At 68.9% G+C, this 19822-nt stretch carries 19 protein-coding genes; 4 read left to right on the top strand and 15 right to left on the bottom strand.

The window, feature by feature from the left end; translation table 11 throughout:
• Positions 1–69 precede the first annotated feature (69 nt).
• From RXV79_RS08025 to RXV79_RS08040, 4 genes are read right to left on the bottom strand one after another with little or no spacing between them, the layout of a single operon-like run.
• Positions 70–645, bottom strand: a complete 576-nt coding sequence (locus RXV79_RS08025) for a DUF924 family protein (protein WP_316702892.1) — start codon at positions 643–645, stop codon at positions 70–72.
• A 2-nt stretch (positions 646–647) separates the two neighbouring features.
• The gene (locus RXV79_RS08030) at positions 648–2768 is read right to left on the bottom strand and encodes a prolyl oligopeptidase family serine peptidase (protein WP_413816669.1); all 2121 of its coding nucleotides are present in this window, start codon (positions 2766–2768) and stop codon (positions 648–650) included.
• Complete coding sequence (locus RXV79_RS08035) at positions 2765–3052, bottom strand: GNAT family N-acetyltransferase (protein WP_316702894.1); 288 nt, start codon at positions 3050–3052, stop codon at positions 2765–2767. The genes RXV79_RS08030 and RXV79_RS08035 overlap by 4 nt, the downstream gene beginning before the upstream one ends.
• Before the next feature lie 24 nt (positions 3053–3076).
• Positions 3077–3628, bottom strand: a complete 552-nt coding sequence (locus tag RXV79_RS08040) for a YaeQ family protein (RefSeq protein ID WP_316702895.1) — start codon at positions 3626–3628, stop codon at positions 3077–3079.
• 99 nt (positions 3629–3727) lie between these two features.
• Here RXV79_RS08040 and RXV79_RS08045 point away from each other — a divergent pair, with 99 nt between their 5' ends.
• The gene (locus tag RXV79_RS08045) at positions 3728–4099 is read left to right on the top strand and encodes a hypothetical protein (RefSeq protein WP_413816670.1); all 372 of its coding nucleotides are present in this window, start codon (positions 3728–3730) and stop codon (positions 4097–4099) included.
• Here the strand turns inward: RXV79_RS08045 and RXV79_RS08050 are convergent.
• Positions 4090–4911, bottom strand: a complete 822-nt coding sequence (locus RXV79_RS08050) for an acyl-CoA thioesterase (RefSeq protein WP_316702897.1) — start codon at positions 4909–4911, stop codon at positions 4090–4092. The two genes, RXV79_RS08045 and RXV79_RS08050, sit on opposite strands and share 10 nt — an antisense overlap.
• 159 nt (positions 4912–5070) lie before the next feature.
• Here RXV79_RS08050 and RXV79_RS08055 point away from each other — a divergent pair, with 159 nt between their 5' ends.
• Positions 5071–7143, top strand: a complete 2073-nt coding sequence (locus RXV79_RS08055) for a M3 family metallopeptidase (protein WP_316702898.1) — start codon at positions 5071–5073, stop codon at positions 7141–7143.
• Here the strand turns inward: RXV79_RS08055 and RXV79_RS08060 are convergent, their stop codons facing one another.
• From RXV79_RS08060 to RXV79_RS08080, 5 genes are all read right to left on the bottom strand, one after another.
• Positions 7144–7656, bottom strand: a complete 513-nt coding sequence (locus tag RXV79_RS08060; RefSeq protein WP_316702899.1) for a protease complex subunit PrcB family protein — start codon at positions 7654–7656, stop codon at positions 7144–7146.
• Positions 7653–10283 (bottom strand): S8 family serine peptidase, encoded by a 2631-nt coding sequence (locus RXV79_RS08065; protein ID WP_316702901.1) that lies wholly within the window; start codon positions 10281–10283, stop codon positions 7653–7655. The genes RXV79_RS08060 and RXV79_RS08065 overlap by 4 nt, the downstream gene beginning before the upstream one ends.
• Before the next feature lie 88 nt (positions 10284–10371).
• Entirely contained in the window at positions 10372–13413 is a 3042-nt protein-coding gene (locus tag RXV79_RS08070; RefSeq protein ID WP_316702902.1) for a PAS domain-containing protein, read from the bottom strand.
• Between the two features lie 78 nt (positions 13414–13491).
• A complete protein-coding gene (locus RXV79_RS08075; RefSeq protein ID WP_316702904.1) occupies positions 13492–14532 on the bottom strand; it encodes an NADP-dependent oxidoreductase in 1041 nt (346 codons plus the stop codon).
• Positions 14533–14674: 142 nt separating this feature from the next.
• Positions 14675–14887: a cold-shock protein gene (locus RXV79_RS08080; RefSeq protein ID WP_296721360.1), complete on the bottom strand. Its 213-nt coding sequence runs from the start codon at positions 14885–14887 to the stop codon at positions 14675–14677.
• Between the two features lie 200 nt (positions 14888–15087).
• On the opposite strand from RXV79_RS08080, the gene RXV79_RS08085 reads away from it, so the two are divergent.
• Both RXV79_RS08085 and RXV79_RS08090 read left to right on the top strand, forming a co-directional pair.
• Positions 15088–16089, top strand: coding sequence for an LLM class flavin-dependent oxidoreductase (locus tag RXV79_RS08085; RefSeq protein WP_316702907.1), 1002 nt, complete (start codon positions 15088–15090; stop codon positions 16087–16089).
• Between the two features lie 34 nt (positions 16090–16123).
• Positions 16124–16405, top strand: coding sequence for an RNA-binding S4 domain-containing protein (locus RXV79_RS08090; protein ID WP_316702908.1), 282 nt, complete (start codon positions 16124–16126; stop codon positions 16403–16405).
• A 33-nt stretch (positions 16406–16438) separates the two neighbouring features.
• Here the strand turns inward: RXV79_RS08090 and RXV79_RS08095 are convergent, their stop codons facing one another.
• The 5 genes from RXV79_RS08095 to RXV79_RS08115 form a co-directional block, all read right to left on the bottom strand.
• On the bottom strand, positions 16439–16957 hold the full coding sequence (locus tag RXV79_RS08095) for an outer membrane beta-barrel protein (protein ID WP_296721353.1): 519 nt from the start codon (positions 16955–16957) through the stop codon (positions 16439–16441).
• 161 nt (positions 16958–17118) lie between these two features.
• Positions 17119–17373 carry a VF530 family protein gene (locus RXV79_RS08100; RefSeq protein ID WP_316702909.1) on the bottom strand — a complete coding sequence of 85 codons (255 nt, stop codon included), beginning with the start codon at positions 17371–17373 and terminating at the stop codon, positions 17119–17121.
• Positions 17370–17864: a cupin domain-containing protein gene (locus tag RXV79_RS08105; RefSeq protein WP_316702910.1), complete on the bottom strand. Its 495-nt coding sequence runs from the start codon at positions 17862–17864 to the stop codon at positions 17370–17372. Before RXV79_RS08105 ends, RXV79_RS08100 begins: the two co-directional genes overlap by 4 nt.
• Positions 17865–17869: 5 nt before the next feature.
• Positions 17870–18484: a PAQR family membrane homeostasis protein TrhA gene (trhA, locus tag RXV79_RS08110; RefSeq protein WP_316702911.1), complete on the bottom strand. Its 615-nt coding sequence runs from the start codon at positions 18482–18484 to the stop codon at positions 17870–17872.
• 18 nt (positions 18485–18502) lie between these two features.
• Complete coding sequence (locus RXV79_RS08115) at positions 18503–19804, bottom strand: GNAT family N-acetyltransferase (protein WP_316702912.1); 1302 nt, start codon at positions 19802–19804, stop codon at positions 18503–18505.
• Positions 19805–19822 lie beyond the last annotated feature (18 nt).

The raw sequence follows: 19822 nt of genomic DNA on the forward strand, positions 1-19822 counted from the left end.
GCCGAGGCCCCCGCCTTGGGGAAAACCAGCGTTTGTGACCCAGCCCCCCCATCAGGGCGGGAAGACGGCTCAGAACGATGAGCCTGGCTGGCTCAGGAACGCGGTCTCTTCCGGGGTGGAAGGGCGCCCGAGGATGGCGTTGCGGTGGGGAAAGCGGCCGAAGCGCGCCACGATGGCGTGGTGGCGCTCGGCGTAGTCGAGCCAGCCCGCTCCCGCCTCGGGCGCTTCGCGTGCAAGGTCTCCGAAGAGCTGCACCGAGGTGTCTTGGGCGGCCAGGTCTTCAGCGTGCTCGAAGGGCAGGTAGACGAACACCCGCTGCACCGGCGCGAGGGCGGTGTGCTGCCCTCGCTCGACCATCGCCCGTGCGGCAGCCAACGCCAGCGGGTCGCCGGCAAAGGCCTTGGGCGTGTTGCGGAAGACGTTGCGGGGGAATTGGTCGAGCAGGATGACGCGGGCGAGCGCCGTGGCCGGCTCGGCGGCCCAGGCGGCGAGGCCGTCTTGCAGCGCAGTCTCGATCAGCGCTGCGAAGCGGCGCTCGATCTCGCGGTCGAAGGCATCGCTCTTGCGAAACCACTCCGGCCGGTCGGCGTAGGGCGGGCCGTCACCGAACCAGAACTGCAGCACCTCGGCGGCTTTGGTGTCCATCGTCAGCGCCCGAGCTGCTGCCAGAGGTAGCTGTATTCGAGCGCCTGCAGGTGCGCACGCTGCTCGTTGTCGGCCGCACCGCCGTGGCCACCTTCGATGTTCTCGTAGTAGAGGATGTCGTGGCCCTGCTCCAGCATGCGAGCCGCCATCTTGCGGGCGTGGCCGGGGTGCACGCGGTCGTCGCGCGTCGAGGTGGTGAAGAGCACGCGCGGGTACTTCACGCCGGGCTTCACGTTCTGGTAGGGGCTGTACCTGGAGATGTAGGCCCACTCGTCGGGCAGGTCGGGGTTGCCGTATTCGGCCATCCACGAGGCGCCGGCCAGCAGCGTGTGGTAGCGGCGCATGTCGAGCAGCGGCACCTGGCACACCACCGCGTTGAAGAGATCCGGCCGCTGGGTGACGGTGGCGCCCACCAGCAGGCCACCGTTGCTGCCACCCATGATGCCGAGGTGCTTCGGCGACGTGATCTGGTGCTGGACGAGGTCTTCAGCCACCGCGATGAAGTCGTCGTAGCTGCGCTGCTTGTTCGCCTTCACCGCGGCCTGGTGCCAGGCCGGGCCGTACTCGCCACCGCCGCGGATGTTGGCCACCACCAGCACACCGCCACGGCGGTACCACGCGCGGCCGAATCCGCCCGAGTACCAGGGCTTGAGCGAGATCTCGAAGCCGCCGTAGCCGTAGAGCAGCGTCGGGTTCGCGCCGTCGGGCTTGGCGTCTTTCGGCCAGACGACGAAGTAGGGCACCTTGGTGCCGTCTTTCGAGGTGGCGAAGCGCTGCTCGGCGCGCATGCCGGTGCCGTCGAAGAGCGCGCCGCGGCTCTTGAGCAGTTCGCGCTTGTCGTCGGCCGTGCTGCCGAGGTAGAGCGAATCGGGCGTGAGGAAGTCGGTGTAGCTCAGCCAGTAGGCCTCGGCGAGCGGGTCATCCTTGATCAGCGGGTCGTGCAGCGCGCTCACACCCAGCGAGCCGGGGTAGGGCGCGTTGACCTCGCGCCGGGTGAAGAGGTCTCCGCTCTTGTGCCACTGCTCCAGCTTGCCGGCCACGTTGTCGATGATGTTGAGCAGCACGTGGCTCTTCGTCGCCGTGTAGCCCGAGAGCGAGCGGGTGGCGGTCGGCGTGAAGAGCGCGGCGAGCTTGCGTTGGCCTTGCAGGTAGGCCGATGCGTTGGTGTGCAGCAGCGAGCCGGCGGGGAAGCGCTGCTCGCCCACCGTCATGTCGCTGCGCAGGTGCAGCAGCAGCGTGTCGCGCATGAAGGCGGGGCTCGCGTCGCTCGGGATGTCGAGCGGCACGAGCTTGTCGCCCTGCAGGAGGAAGACCTTGCTGTTGTAGAAATCGAGCGAGCGGTAGAACACCGTGCGCTCGAAGCCGGGCGTCGGGTCGACGCTCACGTGCACGGCCACGTCTTTCGCCTCGCCTTCGAACACCGTCGTCGCCTCGCTCAGCGGCGTGCCGCGCTTCCAGCGCTTGATGACGCGCGGGTAGCCCGAGTCGGTCATCGAGCCGGGGCCGAAATTGGTGGCGACGTAGATCGTGCTCTCGTCGATCCAGTCGACGTCGCCCTTCGACTCGGGCAGCGTGAACCCATCTTTCACGAACTCACGCCGGGCCGCATCGAACTCGCGCACGACCTTCGCATCGGCCCCGCCACGCGAGAGGGAGATCAGGCAATGGCGGTAGCTCGGCCCCAGGCAGACGGCGCCGCCCCAAACCCAGTTCTCGTTTTCGGCCGCGCCGAGGGCGTCGAGGTCGAGCACCGTCTCCCACTTCGGCGATGCGTTGCGGTAGTCGGCGAGCGTGGTGCGGCGCCAGAGGCCGCGCTTGTTGCGCTCGTCCTGCCAGAAGTTGTAGAGCCAGTCGCCGCGGCGGGTGACGCTCGGGATGCGGTCTTTCGCGTTCAGCACCTCGAGCAGTTGCGAGCGCGTCTGCTCGAAGTCGGGTTGTGCCATCAGCACCTTCTGCGACACCGCGTTGCGCTCGCGCACCCAATCGAGCGCCTTGTCGCCCTGCACGTCTTCCAGCCAGAGGTAAGGGTCGGTGCTGTCGGGCAAGGCTGGGGTTTGCGGCATGGCGGAGACGCTCGAAAGGAAAAGAAGTGGCGCGGCGACGAAGCTGGCGAGGCGCTTCATATGCGCAGGTCGTGCGACTCGGGGTGCTTCTCCATGTAGGCACGCATGTAGGGGCACTGCGGATCGATCTTGAGCTGGTGCTCGCGGGCGTGCGCCATCGCAAAGCGGGCGAGGGCGCCGGCGATGCCACGGCCTTCGAGGGACTTCGGCACCACGGTGTGCGTGAGGCGCATCACCGAGGGGCTCGGCATCGTGTACTCGGCGATCGCGAACTGGCCTTCGACGGCGACCTCGAAGCGATGCTGGGCGGGGTTGTGCGAGACGGTGTAGGCGGTGTCGGTCATGGTGGACCGATTATTGGCGCTTCCTCAGCCGTACAGCTTCTGCGGGGTGATCTCGATGCTCTGCGTGCCGTCGCCCACCCACACGGTGCCGTCCTGCACCGTCACCTGCAGCTGCATGGTGCGCTGCGCGAGCGTGGCCAGCTGCTGGCTCTGCTCGGCCGGCACCTGCCACACCGTCACGTTGCTGGTGCGGGTGATCTTGGTGGCGATGCCGCTCCACCAGATCGGCGTGCTGCTCGTGTAGCTGTAGACCGCCATGCGCTCGGCGCGTGGGGCCGACTTCATCACGCGCTTGTCGTCGGGCTGGCCGAGGTCGATCCACTGCACGATCTGGCCGGTGAGGTCTTTCTGCCAGAGGCTGGGCTCGTCGGTGTCCCACAGGTCTTTCGCGAATTCGAGCTTGCCCTGGTGGTCGTCGGCCGGCACGTTGAGCGCGAAGGCCAGCAGGCGGATCATCATGCGCTCGTCGGTTTCCGACGGGTGGCGCGCGATGGTCACGTTGTGGTCGCCGTAGATGTTGCGATCCATGTCGGCGAGCTGGATCTGCGCCTTGTAGATCGTTGCCTTGAGGGCCATGCGTTTGTACCAAGGAAAGGAGGCGGGGATTAGACCACCGCCGACGCGGCGAGAATGGCGGCCCCTGAACTGGGCCATGCCCGAGCGGAGACCTGCGCCATGAGCCTGAAGAAATTCGACCTCGCCAAGAACCTGGGCCTCAAAGTGGCCGGCCGCATGAGGGCGGCCGGCGTGCCCGACCGCTTCGCGCAGGGCGCCGCCGAGGCGCTCGACAAGCGCGAGCGGCGGGCCCGCGACGCGGCACTCGGCCTCGTGCCCTTTGCCTGCAAGCTGCCGAGCGATCTCGTGAAGCGCATCAACGAGCGCAGCACCGCGCACGAAGGCGGCGTCAACGGCTTGCTGGCCGAGCTGCTGTCTCAGGCGCTCGACGGCGGCGGCGAGAAGCCGGCCGAAAAGCCGGCCGCGAAAAAAGCGCCGGCCAAGAAGGCCGCCGCCAAGAAAGCGGCGCCGAAAGACGACGCTCAGCCGTAGATCGCGGCCACCTGGTAGCCCAGCGCGGCCAGTTCGCCGCCCGGCGCCCACAGCTTCGTGATCTGGTTGACGTAGCCGCCGCCGGAGGCGAGCACGTCGGTGTCCACGCGCCACCAGCCATCGGCCGCGGGGGCTTGCGCGAGCGGGCGCAGCTCCAGTTCCCACGACACCGAGCTGGCTGGCGTGGGCTGGGTGAAGTTGCTGATGACCGGCGTGGGCGGCACGTCGGCCAGCAGCACCGTCAGCAGCTCGAGGTCGATGGGCGTCGGCTCGCCCTTCAGGCGCAGGTGGATCTTGCTCACCTCGCTGTGCTGGCCCGAGAAAGGCGCCACGCCTTCGACGAAGCGCATGTCCATGTGCTGCGTGAAGTTCGGGGCGCCGCCGCGCAGCGCGCGCTCGGGCGTGTCTTCCGGCGAGCGCGCCACCGGCGGGCGCTCGGGTGACTTCACCGGCACGATGGTCTCGCGGTCGATGCCGAAGACACCGAGCAGCAGCGCCGACACCTGGCCCTGCTGTCTCACGAGGGCCTGCACCTGGCGGATGTTCTTGCCTTCGCGCAGCAGCGTGACGTTGACATGCATCTCCCCCAGCCCCACGGGGCCGATGAAGCTCGTCTGCAGGGCGCGCAGCTTGACGGCCTCGGGCCAGGCGCTGCCGGCCACGTCGCGCATCGCCTGCACGGCCAGTGTGGAGATCAGCCCGCCGAACGAGGTGCGGCCTTGCAACCAGTCGCCGGGGATGTCGAATCGAACGTCATGCCCGTCGCGCAGGCGGCCGGCGAGGATGGTGGACAGGGGTGTGAGACTGCTCATGGAACGTGGCGTGTGAAGTCGCGAACGATGATAGGAGTGCAGGGGCATTCCCGCTGGCGCGGGCGCGACAGCCGCTGACAAGGACATCACGCTCGACCCGCAGCGCTGTGGAGGCGGCTCCCTAGAATCGACCGCACCTTCTGCCATGCGAGACGCGCCATGACCTCCAACCCTTTGGTGCAACCCTGGACCACGCCGCACGCGCTGCCACCGTTTGCCGAGGTTCGTGCCGACCATTTCAAGCCGGCGTTCGACGCGGCGCTGGCAGAGCAACGGGCCGAGGTCGACGCGATCGCGGCCAACCCCGCCGCGCCGACCTTCGACAACACCATTGCCGCGCTCGACCGCAGCGGCCGGCTGCTGGCGCGCGTGGAGTCGCTCTTCCACAACCTCGCGGCGAGCGAGACCTCGCCCGAGCTGCAGGCCGTGGAGCGCGAGATGGCCGTGCCGCTCGCCGCGCACGGCAGCGCGATCTACATGAACGCGATGCTCTTCAAGCGCGTGGATGCGCTGCATGCGCAGCGCGAGACGCTCGGCCTCAGCGCCGAGCAGAAGCGCCTGGTCGAGCGCATTCACCTCGACTTCGTGCGTGCAGGGGCCAAGCTCGGCGCTGACGAGCAGAAGCGCTACGCCCAGGTCATGCAGCGGCTGGCCGAGTTGCACACGCGCTTCGGGCAAAACGTGCTGGCCGACGAATCGTCGTTCCGCCTGGTCTTGCGCGACGAGCGCGACCTCGCTGGCCTGCCCGGCTTCGTGCGTGCCGCCGCCCGCCAGGCCGCCGCCGAGCGCGGCATGGCCGACGCGCACGTGATCACGCTCTCGCGTTCCCACATCGTGCCCTTCCTCACCTTCAGCCAGCGGCGCGACCTGCGCGAAGAGGCCTGGCGCGCGTGGGTGAGCCGCGGCGAGCACGAGGGCCCGCACGACAACCGGCCGGTGGCGCGCGAGATCATGACGCTGCGGCACGAGCAGGCGCGCCTGCACGGCTACGCCTGCTATGCCGACTACGTGCTCGCCGACACCATGGCCGGCACCCGCTCGGCGGTGAACGAACTCCTGGACAAGGTGTGGGCCCCGGCCGCCCAGCGTGCGGCCGAGGAACTGCGCGACCTGGTGGCACTGGCCGCGGCGCACGGCGAGCCGACACAGGTCGAGGCGTGGGACTGGCGCTACCTCGCCGAGAAGCTGCGCCAGCAGCGCTACGACGTCGACGAGGCGGCGGTGAAACCCTACTTCCCGCTGGATCGCATGGTCGAGGCCGCCTTCGATTGCGCAAGCCGCCTCTTCGGCCTGCGCTTCGTGCCGCGCGCCGACCTCCGCGCCTATCACCCCGACGTGAAGGTGTACGAAGTGTTCCAGGGTGACGAGCTCATCGGCGTGTTCCTTCACGACAACTTCGCGCGGCCCACCAAGCGCAGCGGGGCGTGGATGTCGCTGTACCGCCAGCAGTCGCGTGGCGCCGACGGCACGCGAGTCATCCCCATCGTGGCGAACAACAACAACTTCGCGAAGGGCGCGCCGGGGGAGCCCACGCTCTTGAGCGTCGACGATGCGCGTACGCTCTTCCACGAGTTCGGCCATGGGTTGCATGGGCTGCTGTCGAACGTGGGGTACGAACGCCTCTCCGGCACCAACGTGCTGCGGGATTTCGTGGAGCTGCCGTCGCAGCTCTTCGAGCATTGGCTCGGCGAGCGCGAGGTGCTCCGGCGCCACGCGCGGCACCACGCCACGGGCGAGCCGATCCCCGAGGAGCTGGTGAAGCGCATCGAGGCGGCCAACAAGTTCAACCAAGGCTACGAGACGCTGCGCTACCTCGCTTCGGCGAAGGTCGACATGGCGATCCATTCGCGCAGCGACGCCGAGGGCCCCGACATCGTGGCCTTCGAGCGCGCGGAGGTGGAGCGCATGGGCCTTCCGGCGGCGGTGGGCATGAACCACCGCCTGCCGCACTTCCTGCACCTCTTCGCCGGCTCGGGCTATGCGGCGGGCTACTACGTCTACCTGTGGGCCGAGGTGCTCGACGCCGACGGCTACGACGCCTTCACCGAAGCCGGCAACCCGTTCGATGCGAAGGTGGCGCAGCGCCTGCGCGAGTGCATCTATTCGAGCGGCAACAGCCGCGAGCCGCGCGAGGCCTACCGCGCCTTCCGCGGGCGCGATCCGCAGGTGCAGCCCATGCTGCGCGAGCGCGGGCTGCTGGAAGGCTTGCTGGAAGACGTGCGGCCGGCCTGATCAGCGCAGCGGCTGGGCCGAGCCCATGCGCTCGCGGCCTTGCGCATCGAGCACCGCCACGCTGCCGTAGTCGCCGCGCGGCACCGCGAGGATCACGCAGGGCTGCGCGACCATCGCGGCATACATGCGGCCCGGCTCGGGCGTGGCCCACACGGTGTCGATGACCAGGCGGCGGGCCACGCCTTCGACGCGTGTGCCGAGCACGCCCAGGCGATACCCGGCATTCGGCTGCTGGCCCATGGAGAGTCGCAGCACCAGCGAGCGGTCGAAGTCGACGGTGGGCAGGGCTGGGGGGTCACCGACGATGCGGCCCGCGATGGCCTGCCGCAGGACGGCTGCGTCGGCGATGCGTTCGACCAAGGGCGCGTCGGCACCGCATTGAGAGCCCACGTACAACACCTGGTCGGGCAGCGGGTCGGGGCGGGCCGGCGCCTGCGCCTGGCAGGCGCCGAGCAGCATGCCGGCGCTGAGCACGGCAAGGGTGGGCCGACGGGGGCTCGCGGGTTGACTCATAGCGCGGGGGCTTTCATGCGTGGAAGACCCGTGGTGGAGGCGTTTCGCGCCAGAGGGTTCCAACGGTCTTGGCCGGCCGCACCGATGGAGGTCACGAAGCCGGCGCTGAAATCGAGCCCGCCGCGGCTGCCGCTGATCGTCACGCGCACCGGGTCGTCGAGCGTCAGGTAGGCGCCGCAGGCTTCGCCCACGTCGCAGATGCGGTCGTCGTTGTTGGGGTCGCTGCCGGCCAGCACGTAGTAGGTGCCGGCCGCCACGTTGGTGAACTGGTAGTTGTAGACGCCATTGGTCGCGCGCACACGCACCTGCGCCACGCCGGCCAGGGTGTCGGGGTTCACCAGCTGGACGTAGAGCTCGCCGAGGTTGGGCCTCGGGCTCGCACCGCCACCGGCCGTGACCTGCAGCACCACCGGCATGCTCACCGTGTTGGCGTTCGACACGAACTGGAGGCTCGCGTTGTAGGCGCCGGGCGTGAGCCCAGTGCGGTTCACCGTCACGGTGTAGGTGCCCAGGCCGTTGGCCGCAGCGGGCGGCGTGACCGTGAGCCAGGGGCTGGCAGGCGTGACGTTGACCGCGGTCACGTTCAGGGCCTCGGTGCCGTTGTTGGTGAGCACCAGGGTCTGCGCGGTGATGCCGGGCGCGAAGTTGAGCGTGCCCGGCGTCGCCACCAGCAGCGCGGGCGTGGGGGCGGTGCCGTTCTGAGCGGCCTGAACCGCCTTGAGCGCATCGATGAGGCCGTGGCCGAACTGGTCGTCGCGCCCTCCGGGGCCGAGCTCGGTGGTCAGGCGGCCGGCCACGAGCAGCCGGTCGATGTCGTCGGGCGTGAGGGCCGGGTTCACCGACTTCATCAGCGCCAGCACGCCCGCCACGTGCGGCGCCGCCATCGAAGTGCCCGAGAGCAGGCCGTAGCTGTAGGCGATGGTGCCCGAGCGGTCGTCGCCGATGGTGCTGGCGACGGCGTCTTCGTAGCCGTCGCCGTTCACGTCGCCGCTGTCGCCGCCGGGGGCCGCCACGTCGATGCGCGAGCCGTAGTTGGAGTAGCTCGCGAGCGTCTTGCGGATGCTCACCGCGCTCACCGAGATCACGCCGTCATACGAGGCCGGGTACGACAGCTGCGAGGTGCTCTCGTTGCCGGCCGCCGCCACGATGATCACGCCGGCCGCGCGGGCTTGCGTGTAGACCTCCTGCGCGGCCTGCGTCGGGGCGCCACCGCCGAGGCTCAAGTTGATGATGTCGGCGCGGCGGGCGGGCAGTGTGCCCGAGCCGTTGGGCAGACCCGCGGCGTAGAGCACGGCCTGCAGGATGTCGAACGAAGTGCCGCCATTCACGCCCAGGGCCCGCAGCGGCATGATGCGCGCGTTCCACGCCACGCCCGCCACGCCGCGCGTGGTGTTGCTCGATGCGGCCACGGTGCCCGCCACGTGCGTGCCGTGGAAGGAGCTCGAGCCGCCCGGCGTGGTGTTGTCGCCCGGGTCGTTGGGGTCGTTGTCTGGGCCGTTGCCGTCGTTGGCGCGGGCCGGGTCGGTGATGAAGTCGTAGCCGGGCACGAGCTGGCCGGCGAGGTCGGGATGCCCGGTGAGCACGCCGGTGTCGATCACGGCCACGATCACCGAGTTGCTGCCGGTGGTGATGTCCCACGCGGCGGGCAGGTTGATGAGCGGGTAATGCCACTGCAGCCGGTAGTACTGGTCGGCAGGCGTGGCATAGGCGCGCTGGATGTAGTTGGGCTCGGCCGAGAGCACCGCGGGGTCGGCGCGCAGCTGCTTGATGGCCTGCAGCGTGGCGGCCTTGAGCTCGGCGTGCGAGAGCGCGGCGTTGCGGTCAGCGGCCAGCGCGGAGACCCGCCCGCCGCTGCGCGACTGCAGGAGATGGCTGCGCGGGCTGTCGAGCTTCGCCAGCCAGGCGCCTTCGGTGGGGCCGGCCACTTTCGACAGGGCGTGCACAGAGAGCGGGCTGGCGGCACTGCGCTTGCCGGCCCGCTCGACCTGCGCGGGCTGGCGCCAGCGCACGATCACCTCGCCCGGCACGAAATCGGCGCTACGCAACAAGCCGCCACCCTGGCCATGGACGGCCTCCTGGCCGACGGCGAGCACGTAGTTGCCGGCGCCCTGGTAGGCGTAGGCCTCGACGTAGTAGCGCCCGGTGGCGGGAATGGTGAGCGCCTCGAAGCGGCCAGTGTCTTCCGAGACCTCGATCTCGTTCTGGTTCTCGTCGTAGAGATAGAGGTCGATGTCGCCGGCCTGCGGGTCGCCGACAACGAGCGAGACGGTCTGGCCGGCCACCGCGTCGACGCGGAAGAAGTCGCTGCGGTCACCGGCTGCGCGCGAGCGCCCGCTGGCGCCCTGGCCCGCCTCGTTGACGTAGCCCGCGAGGCTCACCGGGTTGGGCAGGGCCTGGGCGGTGGCGAAGCTGTCGTTCGCCGTGTAAGGAGCGTTTTCGTCGTTGACGTCGCTGTCGACGAGCGTGTTGTCGGCCACGCGGATCTGGCCCGAAACCTGGAACGTGCCGGCCGGTGGTGGCGGGGGTGGCGAGCCTCCCCCATCGTCACCACCGCCGCCGCAGGCGGCAACGAGTGTGGCCGCGAAAGCGGCAGCGGCAAGACGCGCAACGCGCGATGACAGCGACATGACAACCTCCTGAGCTTTTTTTGGGATCGCAGCGATGCTGTGTCGCTGCGGCCCGCATGCTCACCCAGGTTGCGGGCTCATGCAGGTGTCATTGGTCATGCCCGCGTGGCGAGCCGGGGAAACGCTCGTCCAGTGCGGAGAGGAAGTTCGCGAAGTCGATGGGCTTCGTCCAGTAGTCGGCGAAACCCGCGTGGCGCGCGCGGGCGATGTCGTCGGGCATGGCGTTGGCCGACAGCGCGATGCACGGCGTGTGCGAGGTGGCGGCCTGCTGGCGCAAGTGGCGCAGCACCTCGAAGCCGTCGATGTCGGGCAGTTGGATGTCGATGAGGATGAGGTCGGGCTGCAACTGCGCGGCCGCAGCGACCCCCGCCATGCCGGTGGGGGCCGATGCAAGCGTGAGCCCCGGGCGCATGCGGACCAGCTCCTCGACCAAGAGCACGTTGACGGGGTTGTCTTCGATGTAGAGCACGCTGCCGCGGCGCGTGAGCGTGGCGGGAGGTGCGGTCGGCGTGCTGGGCGACGAGCCAGGCCCCACGGGCAGTGCCACATCCGCCGCATCCCGGGCGCGCGGCAGCCGCACCGAGAAGGTCGAGCCCTCGCCGGCCTGGCTTTCGACCTCGACTTCACCCTGCATGCGCTTGGCCAGCGCCTTCACCACGGCGAGGCCGATGCCGGTGCCTTCGATGCCTTCGCGCTCGCGCCCGAGCCGGTTGAATGGCTCGAAGAGGTGCGCAAGCTGGTCGCGGGTCATCCCGAGGCCGGTGTCGTGCACGCGCAGCTGCACGTGGTCGCGCTCGACCACGCTCGTCACCGTCACCCGGCCCTGCGGGCGGTTGTACTTGATCGCATTGCTCAAGAGGTTGATGAGCATCTGGCGCAGCCGCGTGCGGTCACCAATCACCGTGCCTTCGAGTTCGCCGGTGTGCAGCGTGATGCCGTGGTTGCGCGACAGCGTCTCGACCAGCGGCAGCGCCTCGCGCAGCACCTCGTGCAGGCGCACCGGCTGCAGGTCGAGGCGCAGCTGCTCGCTCTCGAGGCTGGAGAGGTCGAGCACATCGTCGATCAGCGCGAGCAGGTGTTCACCGGCCGACTGGATGTGCGAGACCTTGCCGCGCGCCTGCGAGGTCAGCCCGTCCTTGCCGATCAGCAGCAGCTGCGCGAAGCCGAGCACCGCGTTGAGCGGCGTGCGCAACTCGTGGCTCATGCGGGAGAGGAATTCCGATTTGGCCCGGCTCTCGCGCAGCGCCAGCTCGTGTTCGCGCTGGCGCACTTCGGCGTTCTTGCTCTCGGTCACGTCCCAGTTGATGCCGATGCGCCTGGTGCTGCGGCCGCTCGCGTCGGGAGCCGGCGTCGAGCGCGAGGCAAGCCAGCGCACGCTGCCGTCGGGCCGGATCACGCGGAACTCGTAGGACGTGGGCCCGGCGTTGCGGGCGGCGTCGCGCAGGGCGGCCTTCACGAGCTCGACGTCGTCGGGGTGGGTCATGGCGAACCGCTGCTCGGAGTTGAGCGCCGTGGGTTGGGGTTCCATGCCGCGCAGGTGGAACATGGCCTCGTCCCACATGGCCTCGCCGGTCTCGACGTTCCACTCCCAGGTGCCCATGCCGACGCTGCGCGCCGCGAACGCCACACGTTCGTTGACGCTGCGCAGCGCCGTCTCGGCGAGCACGCGCTCGGTCACGTCGAGCGTGACGCCGAAGACCATCGGCACGCCGTCGCGTCGCTCGCGGCGCACGCGGTGCACCAGCCAGCGCACCTCGCCGTCGGGCCGCACGATGCGGCCTTCGTGCTCCACCGAGCTGGCGTCGGCCGAGGGCGCCATGCGGGCCGAGCGAAACGCGTCGCGGTCGTCGGGGTGCACGATCTCGTTGATCCACTCTTCGCGTGTCGGCCCGCCCAGGTGCTGGGGGCGGCCGGTGATGCGGAACATCTGCTCGTTCCAGTTGGCACGCGGGCTGTCGGGGGTTCGGCTCCACACGCCCACGCCGGCCGCGCTCACGGCCGTCTGGAGCAGGTCGGCGCGTTCGCTGGCTTCGCGCAGCTGCTCGACCTGGGCGCTGATGTCGAGGCCCACGCCGATGAACTCGACCGGCTCGCCCTTGTCGTTGCGGCGCACCGCGCGGCGGGTGAGGATGTGCGCCCAGCTGCCGTCGGTGCGGCGGTAGCGGGCCTGCACGTCGACAGGCTCTTCACTGCGCAGCGATTGTTCGACCGAGGCGACGATGCCGGGCAGGTCGTCGGGGTGGATCAGGGCGCGCAGCTCGGTGCGCGAGATGCCCTCGGGTCGCGGCTCGAAGCCGAGGATGCGAAAGCCGAGGTCGTTGTAGAAGAAGCGGTCGGAGGCGAGGTCGTGCCGCCAGACGGAGATGTTGGCCGCCTCCACCGCGAGCTTGAGGTGGGTGTTGGTCTTGTCGTAGGCATCGGCGAGGCGGTAGACCTCGGTGTCGTCGACGATCAGGCCGATCGCGCGATCGGGCACGCCCGTGGGCGAGGTCTTCACCTCCCATTGCGAATGCACGCGGCGCACCGTGCCGTCGGGCAGCAGGACGCGGTAGTGGTGCTCGTAGCGGCCCGCGGCGCGGGTGGAGGCGAGGTAGCTTGCCGACAGGCGGTCATCGGGGTGGATGCGCTGCGCGGCCTCGTCGAACGACGGTGTGCCATCGCCTTCGGGCAGGCCGAAGAGACGGAACATGTGACGGTCCCAGCGGCCCGCGCCGCTGGGGATGTCGCGCTCCCAGACGGCCAGGCGGCCGAACTCCTGCGTCATGTCGAGCAGCTCGGCCTGGTGGCGGGCTTCGTCGGCGAGGCGTTGCAGCTCGGTGGTGTCGACGAGGCGCAGCAGCCAGGTCGCGGGCGGCAGCGATTCCTCGGCACCCAGCCGGCGCAAGGTGACCTTGCCGTGGCGCTGCTCGCCGGAAGGAGCCTGCCAGCTCAGGGGCCGTTCTTGCTCAGGGGAATGCCCCGCCAGAAGCTGGGGCCAGTCCGGGCCGGTGACCCGTGCAAAGGCAGCGTTAGCCCAGACGACTCGGCCCTGATCGTCGAGCAGGGCCAGCGCATCGCTGCTGGCGTCCAGCACCGCGGCCCAGCCCGGGGCGAGGCTGAGCGACAGCAGCGGGGCCGGAGGGGGATGCATGGGAGGGCAGTCTAGTCCCGACACTGCCCGGCGTGGGGTGCGTTTTCGAGGGAGGCCCGCCCAGGGCGGGCCGTGGGTTCACTCGGTGGCGACCTGCAGCACGAGCTTGCCGAAGTTCTCGCCACTGAAGAGCTTGAGCAGCGTCGCCGGGAAGGCATCGACGCCGCCCGTCATTACGTCCTCCTTGCTCTTCATCTTGCCGGTCTTGAGGTAGCCGGCCATCTCGGCGATGGCCACCGGGTAGCGGTCGACGTAGTCGAAGACGACCATGCCTTCCATGCGCGCGCGGTTGACCAGCAGCGACATGTAGTTCGCCGGCCCCTGCACGGGCGTGGTGTTGTTGTACTGGCTGATCGCGCCGCAGATCACGATGCGTGCGCCGCGGGTGATGCGGGTGAGCACGGTGTCGAGGATCTCGCCGCCGACGTTGTCGAAGTAGATGTCGACGCCTTTGGGGCAGGCGTCGCGCAGCTGTTCCTTCAGCTTGCCGGCCTTGTAGTCGATGCAGGCGTCGAAGCCCAGCTCCTTGACCACCCAGTCGCACTTGGCCGGGCCCCCGGCGATGCCCACCACCCGCAGGCCGCGGATCTTGGCGAGCTGGCCCACCGTCTGGCCCACAGCGCCGGCCGCGCCCGAGACGACGAGCGTCTCGCCGGCTTTGGGCTGGCCCACGTCGATCAGGCCGAAGTAGGCCGTCATGCCGGGCATGCCGAGCACGTTGAGCCATTGCGTGGCGCTGCCCACGCGCAGGTCGACCTTGACCAGCCCGGCCCGCTTGAACTCGCTCTCGGGGATGTTGGCGTACTCCTGCACGCCGAGGCTCGCGTACACGTGGTCGCCGACCGCATAGCCCGGGTTCTTCGAGGCGACCACCACGCCCACGCCGCCGGCCCGCATCACCTCGCCGATGCCCACCGGGGGGATGTAGCTCTTGCCTTCGTTCATCCAGCCGCGCATGGCGGGGTCGAGCGAGAGCACCAGGGTCTTGACCAGCACGCCCCCCTCGGACGGCTCGGCCACCGGCTCGGAGGTGTGGCTCCAGTCGCTCGGCTTGGTGTTGCCCACGGGGCGGGCGGCGAGGCGGACCTGATGATTGGTGAGGGCGGTGAGGGCAGGCATGGCAATCTCCGGTTGGATGAGAGGCGCCATGCTAGTGCGCTGCCGGGACGATGTTGTCGCCCAGATGTCAGCCTAGGGGTGAAATGAAAAACGCGGCCGAAGCCGCGTTTTCAGATGGCCTGGCGCCAGAGGCGCCGGACCCTCAAGCCAGCACGCGAATGTTCGCGGCTTGCAGGCCCTTCTGGCCCTGCTTGACTTCAAATTCGACGCGCTGGTTTTCCAGCAGGGTCTTGAAGCCGTTGCCCTGGATGTCACGGAAGTGGGCGAAGAGGTCGGCGCCGCCTGCATCTTGAGCGATGAAGCCGTAGCCCTTGCTTTCGTTGAACCACTTCACGGTTCCGGTTTGAGTCGTCATGGACGATTCCTATCTTTCTTTGAACAAGTTATTCATGCGCAGCAACATGCTCCGCACGCAGAGACACTCAAGAAACGTACTCGGGGGGTTCTGACGGAACCGGACTGGAACCAGGCCGGCATTCGAAAAAATCTCTCGCAACCACTGTCTTGCGTATACCTGTAGGCTGAATATACCTCAGGCATCGCGACACTTTTCCCATGAAGCTCTCTGTTCTTGACCAATCCGTCTCATTGAGCGGCAGCAGCGAAGACGCCGCCATCCGCGACACGCTCGCGCTGGCCGAGCATGTGGAGGCGCTGGGCTACCACCGCTTCTGGCTGAGCGAGCACCACAGCCTGCCCACCATCGTGGGCAGCGCGCCCGAAATCCTGATGGCGGCGATTGCCGCCCGCACAAGCCGCATCCGCATCGGCAGTGCAGGGGTGATGCTGCCGCACTACTCGGCGCTCAAAGTGAGCGAGCAGTTCCGCGTGCTTGAGGCGCTGGCGCCCGGGCGCATCGACCTCGGCGTGGGGCGCGCCCCGGGCGGCGACATGCGCACCGCGCAGGCGCTCAACCCGCACACCTACGGCACGGCCGAGCACTTCCCGGAGCAGATTCGCGAGCTGCAGGCGTGGACGACGGGGCAGCCGCATCGCGGCGTCGTCGCCCATCCGCGCGGGCCGCATGCCCCCGAGGTGTGGGTGCTGGGCAGTTCCGACTACGGCGCGCAGCTCGCCGCGCACATGGGGCTGCCGTATGCCTACGCGTATTTCTTCGTCGACGGGCAGGGCGTCGAGCAGGCGCTCGACCTCTACCGAAGGCTCTACCAGCCGAGCGAGCGCCACCCGCAGGCGCAGGCCACGATCTGCGTGTGGGCCTTGGCGGCCGACACCGAAGAAGAGGCCGTGCACCACGCACTGAGCCGCGAGCGCTGGCGTGTCGACCGCGGGCGCGGCGTGCTGGGCCCGCTGCAGTCGCCCGAGGCGGTGGCCGCGCGCGGGTTCACGGTGGAGGAGCTCGAACGTGTGGTCGAGCCGATGCGCCAGCGTGCCTTCGTCGGCACGGCCGCGCAGGTCAAGCGCAAGCTGGAGGCCCTCGCCGCAGAACTCTCGCTCGACGAGATCGTCATCAACACCTGGGCGCACGACCCGGCGGTGCGCCGCACCTCCTATAGCCTGTTGGCAGAGGCCTTCGGTTTGGCGGACACTCGCCGATAAACGCAGACATAGATCAACAGACAGGGAAGGACCGATGCGACAGATCGAATTCGAGCTGCACGGCGACTACATCACGCTCGATGCGCTGCTCAAGGTCACCGGGCTCGCGCACAGCGGTGGGGCCGGCAAGGCGATGGTGGCCGGCGGCAAGGTGCAGGTCGACGGTCAACAGGAGTTGCGCAAGACCTGCAAGATCCGCGCAGGGCAGGAGGTGAGCGTGATGGGGGCGCGGGTGCGGGTGCACGCGCCCACGCTGCCGGCGCCGCTCGATGGCATTGAGCGCCCTCACGAACCGAAGCCCGACCGCCGCGGCTGAAGCCGTCGGCAGCGGGCCCGGTCGTTCAACGCATCAGAAGCGGTAGGTTGCGCCGACGCTCACCATGTCGGACTTCGGCCCACCGAGCACGTCGAACTTGTAGCGCTCGTACTCGGCACGCACGCCGAGGTTCTGCGTCACGTTGTACTGCAGGCCCAGGCCACCCTTCCACGAGGTGCCGTCGCGGCTGTCGCCACCGCCGGCATTCACGCGGCCCTGGAACAGACCGGCGCGTGCCAGGCCCACCCACTGCGGCGTGAACGGCACCTTCAGCACGCCGTCGACGAAGCCGCCGTCGGCATCGAGGCCGCCGAAGTCACCGAAGTTGACGTAGCCGAGTTCGAGCGCGATGTTCGGCGTGAAGTCGTAGCCGACGAAGGCCTTGGCGCCGACCTTGTTCTTGTCGGTCACGTCGAAATCGCCGCCTTTCCACTTCGACTGGCCCACGTTGCCACCGATGTAGAGGCCCGAATTGGCCACTTGTGCCTGGGCTGCCGAAACCGCGCAGACGCCTGCAATGCATGCCGCCAGAAGTTGTTTGTTCAAGTTCATTTAAGGTTTCCTTTCGCGTAGTCGTTCAACACGATGAACCGTGGTCATCGGTGGCTGAATGGTGGGTGAAAGGGCCACAAACGCAGATCGGACGAGCGTGCGCGCAGGCGTCGGCCTCTACAGGGTTTGCCTGTAGGAGATGCCCCACGCGCGGGGCGGGGTCAGCGGCGCGGTGGGCGGCTGGCGCGGGCCTGCTCGCGCAGCATGAAGAGGTAGAGGCTCTCCACCTTCTCGCGCGCCCAGGGTGTCTTGCGCAGGAAGCGCAGGCTCGACGAGATGCTGGGGTCGCTCGTGAAGCAGCGGATGTTGATCTGCTCGCCAAGCCCCGGCCAGCCGAAATGCGCCACCAGCGCGTTCAGCATCTGCTCGAGCGTGATGCCATGCAGCGGGTTGCGCGGTTGCGCAGGTGCATTCATCGGCTCGGCCCTCCGGCCAGGCGCAGCAGGGTCTTGTCGACGCGAGCAAGCGCGGCCATGAACGCCGCATCGTCGCGCCCGAAGGTGAAGTCGACGAACTCGAAGCCAGGGCCCACCGTGGCGCCCACATACGCGTAGGCCCCGAGTGGCCCCGCGGCCTGCCACCAGCCGGCGGGCACCACGTGTCGCGGGGCTTGGGTGGCGCTGGCCGGGGCGAGCGTCACCTGCTCGACGCGGTCAAGCGTGGGCGGCACGCACCAGAGCTTGAGCGGGTCGCCTTCGAGCAGGTGCCAGGCTTCGTCGGACGCGACGCGGTGCCACGCGCTGAATTCGCCCGCCTGCAAGAGGAAGTCGATGCTCGTGAGCGCGCTGCGGCGCGGGCGGCCGTCATCGGGGCTCACGCCTAGCGGCGAGCGGAAGAACTCGCGGTAATGCCCGCCTTCGGGGTGAGGCTGCAGCCGCAGTTGCTCGATCAGCGCTTGCGCTCGCATCGCGTTCAGGCCACGTACAGCAGCACGGCGCAGTAGTGCGACACGGTGCCGCCCAGCACGAAGAGGTGCCACACGCCGTGGGCGTGTTTCCAGCGCTCGTCGTTGGCGTAGAAGACGATGCCGATGGTGTAGAGCAGGCCTCCGGCCACGAGCCACGCCAGGCCGGCATTGGGCAGCTCGCGCACCAGCGGCACCGCCGCCACCACCCCCATCCAGCCCATCGCCACGTAGAGCGGCACCGAGGGCACCCGCTCGCGGCCGATGCACAGCTCCTTCACGATGCCGATGATGGCCAGCCCCCACACGGTGCCGAAGAGCGCCCAGCCCCACGGCCCGCGCAGCGTGACGAGCGTGAAAGGCGTGTAGGTGCCGGCGATCAGCAGGTAGATCGCGCAGTGGTCGAACTTGACGAGCACCCGCTTGGCCGCACCCTTGACGCTGTGGTACAGCGTGGAAGCGCCATAGAGCAGCACCATGCTGGCGGCAAAGATGGAAAAGCTCACCACCTGCCACGCATCGCCGCGCAAGGCGGCCTGCGCGATGAGCCAGGCCGAGCCGCCCACGGCGAGCAAGAGGCCGGCGAGGTGGGTGTAGCTGTTGAATCGTTCTCCGTGGTACATGCGAATGAAACTCCGTAATCAGGCGGTGGCCTTGAACGGGCTGCGCTCGGGCGGCTCGTCGTGGCTCGCGGTGCGCGTCAACGCACTCACGATCCAATTGAGCGCCGACACGCGGTGGCGCACGGCGCAGGCGAGTGGCTCGGGCTTGCAGCCCATCTTGGCCTTGGGTTCGAGGGCGGCGCGGCCGAGCGAGAGCCGGCGTGCACCGAAGGAAATCGCGTCTTCGACCGTGGACTGCAGGAGCGCCAGGTAGATCGGTGCATCGGCATTGGCCGTGCGGTCGTAGCCGATGTAATAGCCGAGTGCGGTGTCGCCGTCGTTGACGCTGGTCACGAAGCCCAGCCATTTCCCGTCGCGCTCGGCCACGCGGCAGACGAAACGCTCGCCCAGCGCCTGTGCCATCGCGCCCAGGTAGCCCGGCGTGAGCGAGGCCAGGCGCAGGCCTTGCGCCTGGTGCACCTGCTTGTAGAGATCGTGCAACTCCGCCTGGCGGGCCAGCATTTCGTCGAGCGTGGCCAAGCGCAGCGTGATGCCGGCGGCGGCGCAGTCCTTCAACAGCTTCTTTGCGCTGCTGCGGTAGCTGGAGGTGAGGTTGGCGAGGTAGTCGTCGTAACTCTTCCAGCCGGGTTGCAGCGTGAGCACCATGTCGGGCTCGGTCTCGACGCTGCGGTAGCCGAGCAGGCGCAGCGATTCGCGCGTGGGCTCACGGTCGGCGAGAAAATCCTTCACCATCACCACGTCGGACTCACCCAGCAGCTTGTCGGCCCGGCGCAGGCGGTACATCGCTTCGCCCACGCCATGCCAGAGCTGCGCTTCATCGACATCGGCGGCGAACGCCACCGAGCGCGCACCCCACACGAGCAGGTTGCCGCAGACGAGCAAGTGCTCCTGCAGACCGGCGAGCGGCTTGTCGACCAATCGCTTGCTGCTGGGCTTGCGCAAGCTGTCGCCACTCACGCTGACGCGCTGGAACAGCATCGCGGCCACCGGACGGCCTTCGTCGAGCGCCAGCACGTAGCGTGGCTGCACGTTGCTCGGCGCATGCGCTTCGAGCACGCGGAGGTAGTCGCGCGAGAGGAAAACGGTCTGCGCGGCCAGCGCGTCCCAATGCAGCGGGTTGAGCGCATCGATGCGATCGGCCAGCGCGAAGTGCAGGCCCGAGACCTGCCGGCGTGCCGCATGGCGCTTCTTCAGCGTGGCGGGGCTCGCGACCGTGGGTTTGAGCTTCTTGAGCGTGCTGCCGGTGCGCTTGAGCGAATCGATCGCGCCTTTGAGCTGCTTCAAGGATGGCTTCAACGAAGGCTTGGGAGAGGTCGGCATGGCCCGCAATCTAACCCA

The sequence above is a fragment of the Piscinibacter gummiphilus genome (assembly GCF_032681285.1).
Classification (GTDB): Bacteria; Pseudomonadota; Gammaproteobacteria; order Burkholderiales; family Burkholderiaceae_C; genus Rhizobacter; species Rhizobacter gummiphilus_A.

What these genes read in the sequence shown, in the direction of transcription:
- RXV79_RS08025 (WP_316702892.1), bottom strand. Translation starts at nt 645, where the DNA reads ATGGACACCAAAGCCGCCGAGGTGCTGCAGTTCTGGTTCGGTGACGGC.
- RXV79_RS08030 (WP_413816669.1), bottom strand. Translation starts at nt 2,768, where the DNA reads ATGAAGCGCCTCGCCAGCTTCGTCGCCGCGCCACTTCTTTTCCTTTCG.
- RXV79_RS08035 (WP_316702894.1), bottom strand. Translation starts at nt 3,052, where the DNA reads ATGACCGACACCGCCTACACCGTCTCGCACAACCCCGCCCAGCATCGC.
- RXV79_RS08040 (WP_316702895.1), bottom strand. Translation starts at nt 3,628, where the DNA reads ATGGCCCTCAAGGCAACGATCTACAAGGCGCAGATCCAGCTCGCCGAC.
- RXV79_RS08045 (WP_413816670.1), top strand. Translation starts at nt 3,728, where the DNA reads ATGAGCCTGAAGAAATTCGACCTCGCCAAGAACCTGGGCCTCAAAGTG.
- RXV79_RS08050 (WP_316702897.1), bottom strand. Translation starts at nt 4,911, where the DNA reads ATGAGCAGTCTCACACCCCTGTCCACCATCCTCGCCGGCCGCCTGCGC.
- RXV79_RS08055 (WP_316702898.1), top strand. Translation starts at nt 5,071, where the DNA reads ATGACCTCCAACCCTTTGGTGCAACCCTGGACCACGCCGCACGCGCTG.
- RXV79_RS08060 (WP_316702899.1), bottom strand. Translation starts at nt 7,656, where the DNA reads ATGAGTCAACCCGCGAGCCCCCGTCGGCCCACCCTTGCCGTGCTCAGC.
- RXV79_RS08065 (WP_316702901.1), bottom strand. Translation starts at nt 10,283, where the DNA reads ATGTCGCTGTCATCGCGCGTTGCGCGTCTTGCCGCTGCCGCTTTCGCG.
- RXV79_RS08070 (WP_316702902.1), bottom strand. Translation starts at nt 13,413, where the DNA reads ATGCATCCCCCTCCGGCCCCGCTGCTGTCGCTCAGCCTCGCCCCGGGC.
- RXV79_RS08075 (WP_316702904.1), bottom strand. Translation starts at nt 14,532, where the DNA reads ATGCCTGCCCTCACCGCCCTCACCAATCATCAGGTCCGCCTCGCCGCC.
- RXV79_RS08080 (WP_296721360.1), bottom strand. Translation starts at nt 14,887, where the DNA reads ATGACGACTCAAACCGGAACCGTGAAGTGGTTCAACGAAAGCAAGGGC.
- RXV79_RS08085 (WP_316702907.1), top strand. Translation starts at nt 15,088, where the DNA reads ATGAAGCTCTCTGTTCTTGACCAATCCGTCTCATTGAGCGGCAGCAGC.
- RXV79_RS08090 (WP_316702908.1), top strand. Translation starts at nt 16,124, where the DNA reads ATGCGACAGATCGAATTCGAGCTGCACGGCGACTACATCACGCTCGAT.
- RXV79_RS08095 (WP_296721353.1), bottom strand. Translation starts at nt 16,957, where the DNA reads ATGAACTTGAACAAACAACTTCTGGCGGCATGCATTGCAGGCGTCTGC.
- RXV79_RS08100 (WP_316702909.1), bottom strand. Translation starts at nt 17,373, where the DNA reads ATGAATGCACCTGCGCAACCGCGCAACCCGCTGCATGGCATCACGCTC.
- RXV79_RS08105 (WP_316702910.1), bottom strand. Translation starts at nt 17,864, where the DNA reads ATGCGAGCGCAAGCGCTGATCGAGCAACTGCGGCTGCAGCCTCACCCC.
- trhA (WP_316702911.1), bottom strand. Translation starts at nt 18,484, where the DNA reads ATGTACCACGGAGAACGATTCAACAGCTACACCCACCTCGCCGGCCTC.
- RXV79_RS08115 (WP_316702912.1), bottom strand. Translation starts at nt 19,804, where the DNA reads ATGCCGACCTCTCCCAAGCCTTCGTTGAAGCCATCCTTGAAGCAGCTC.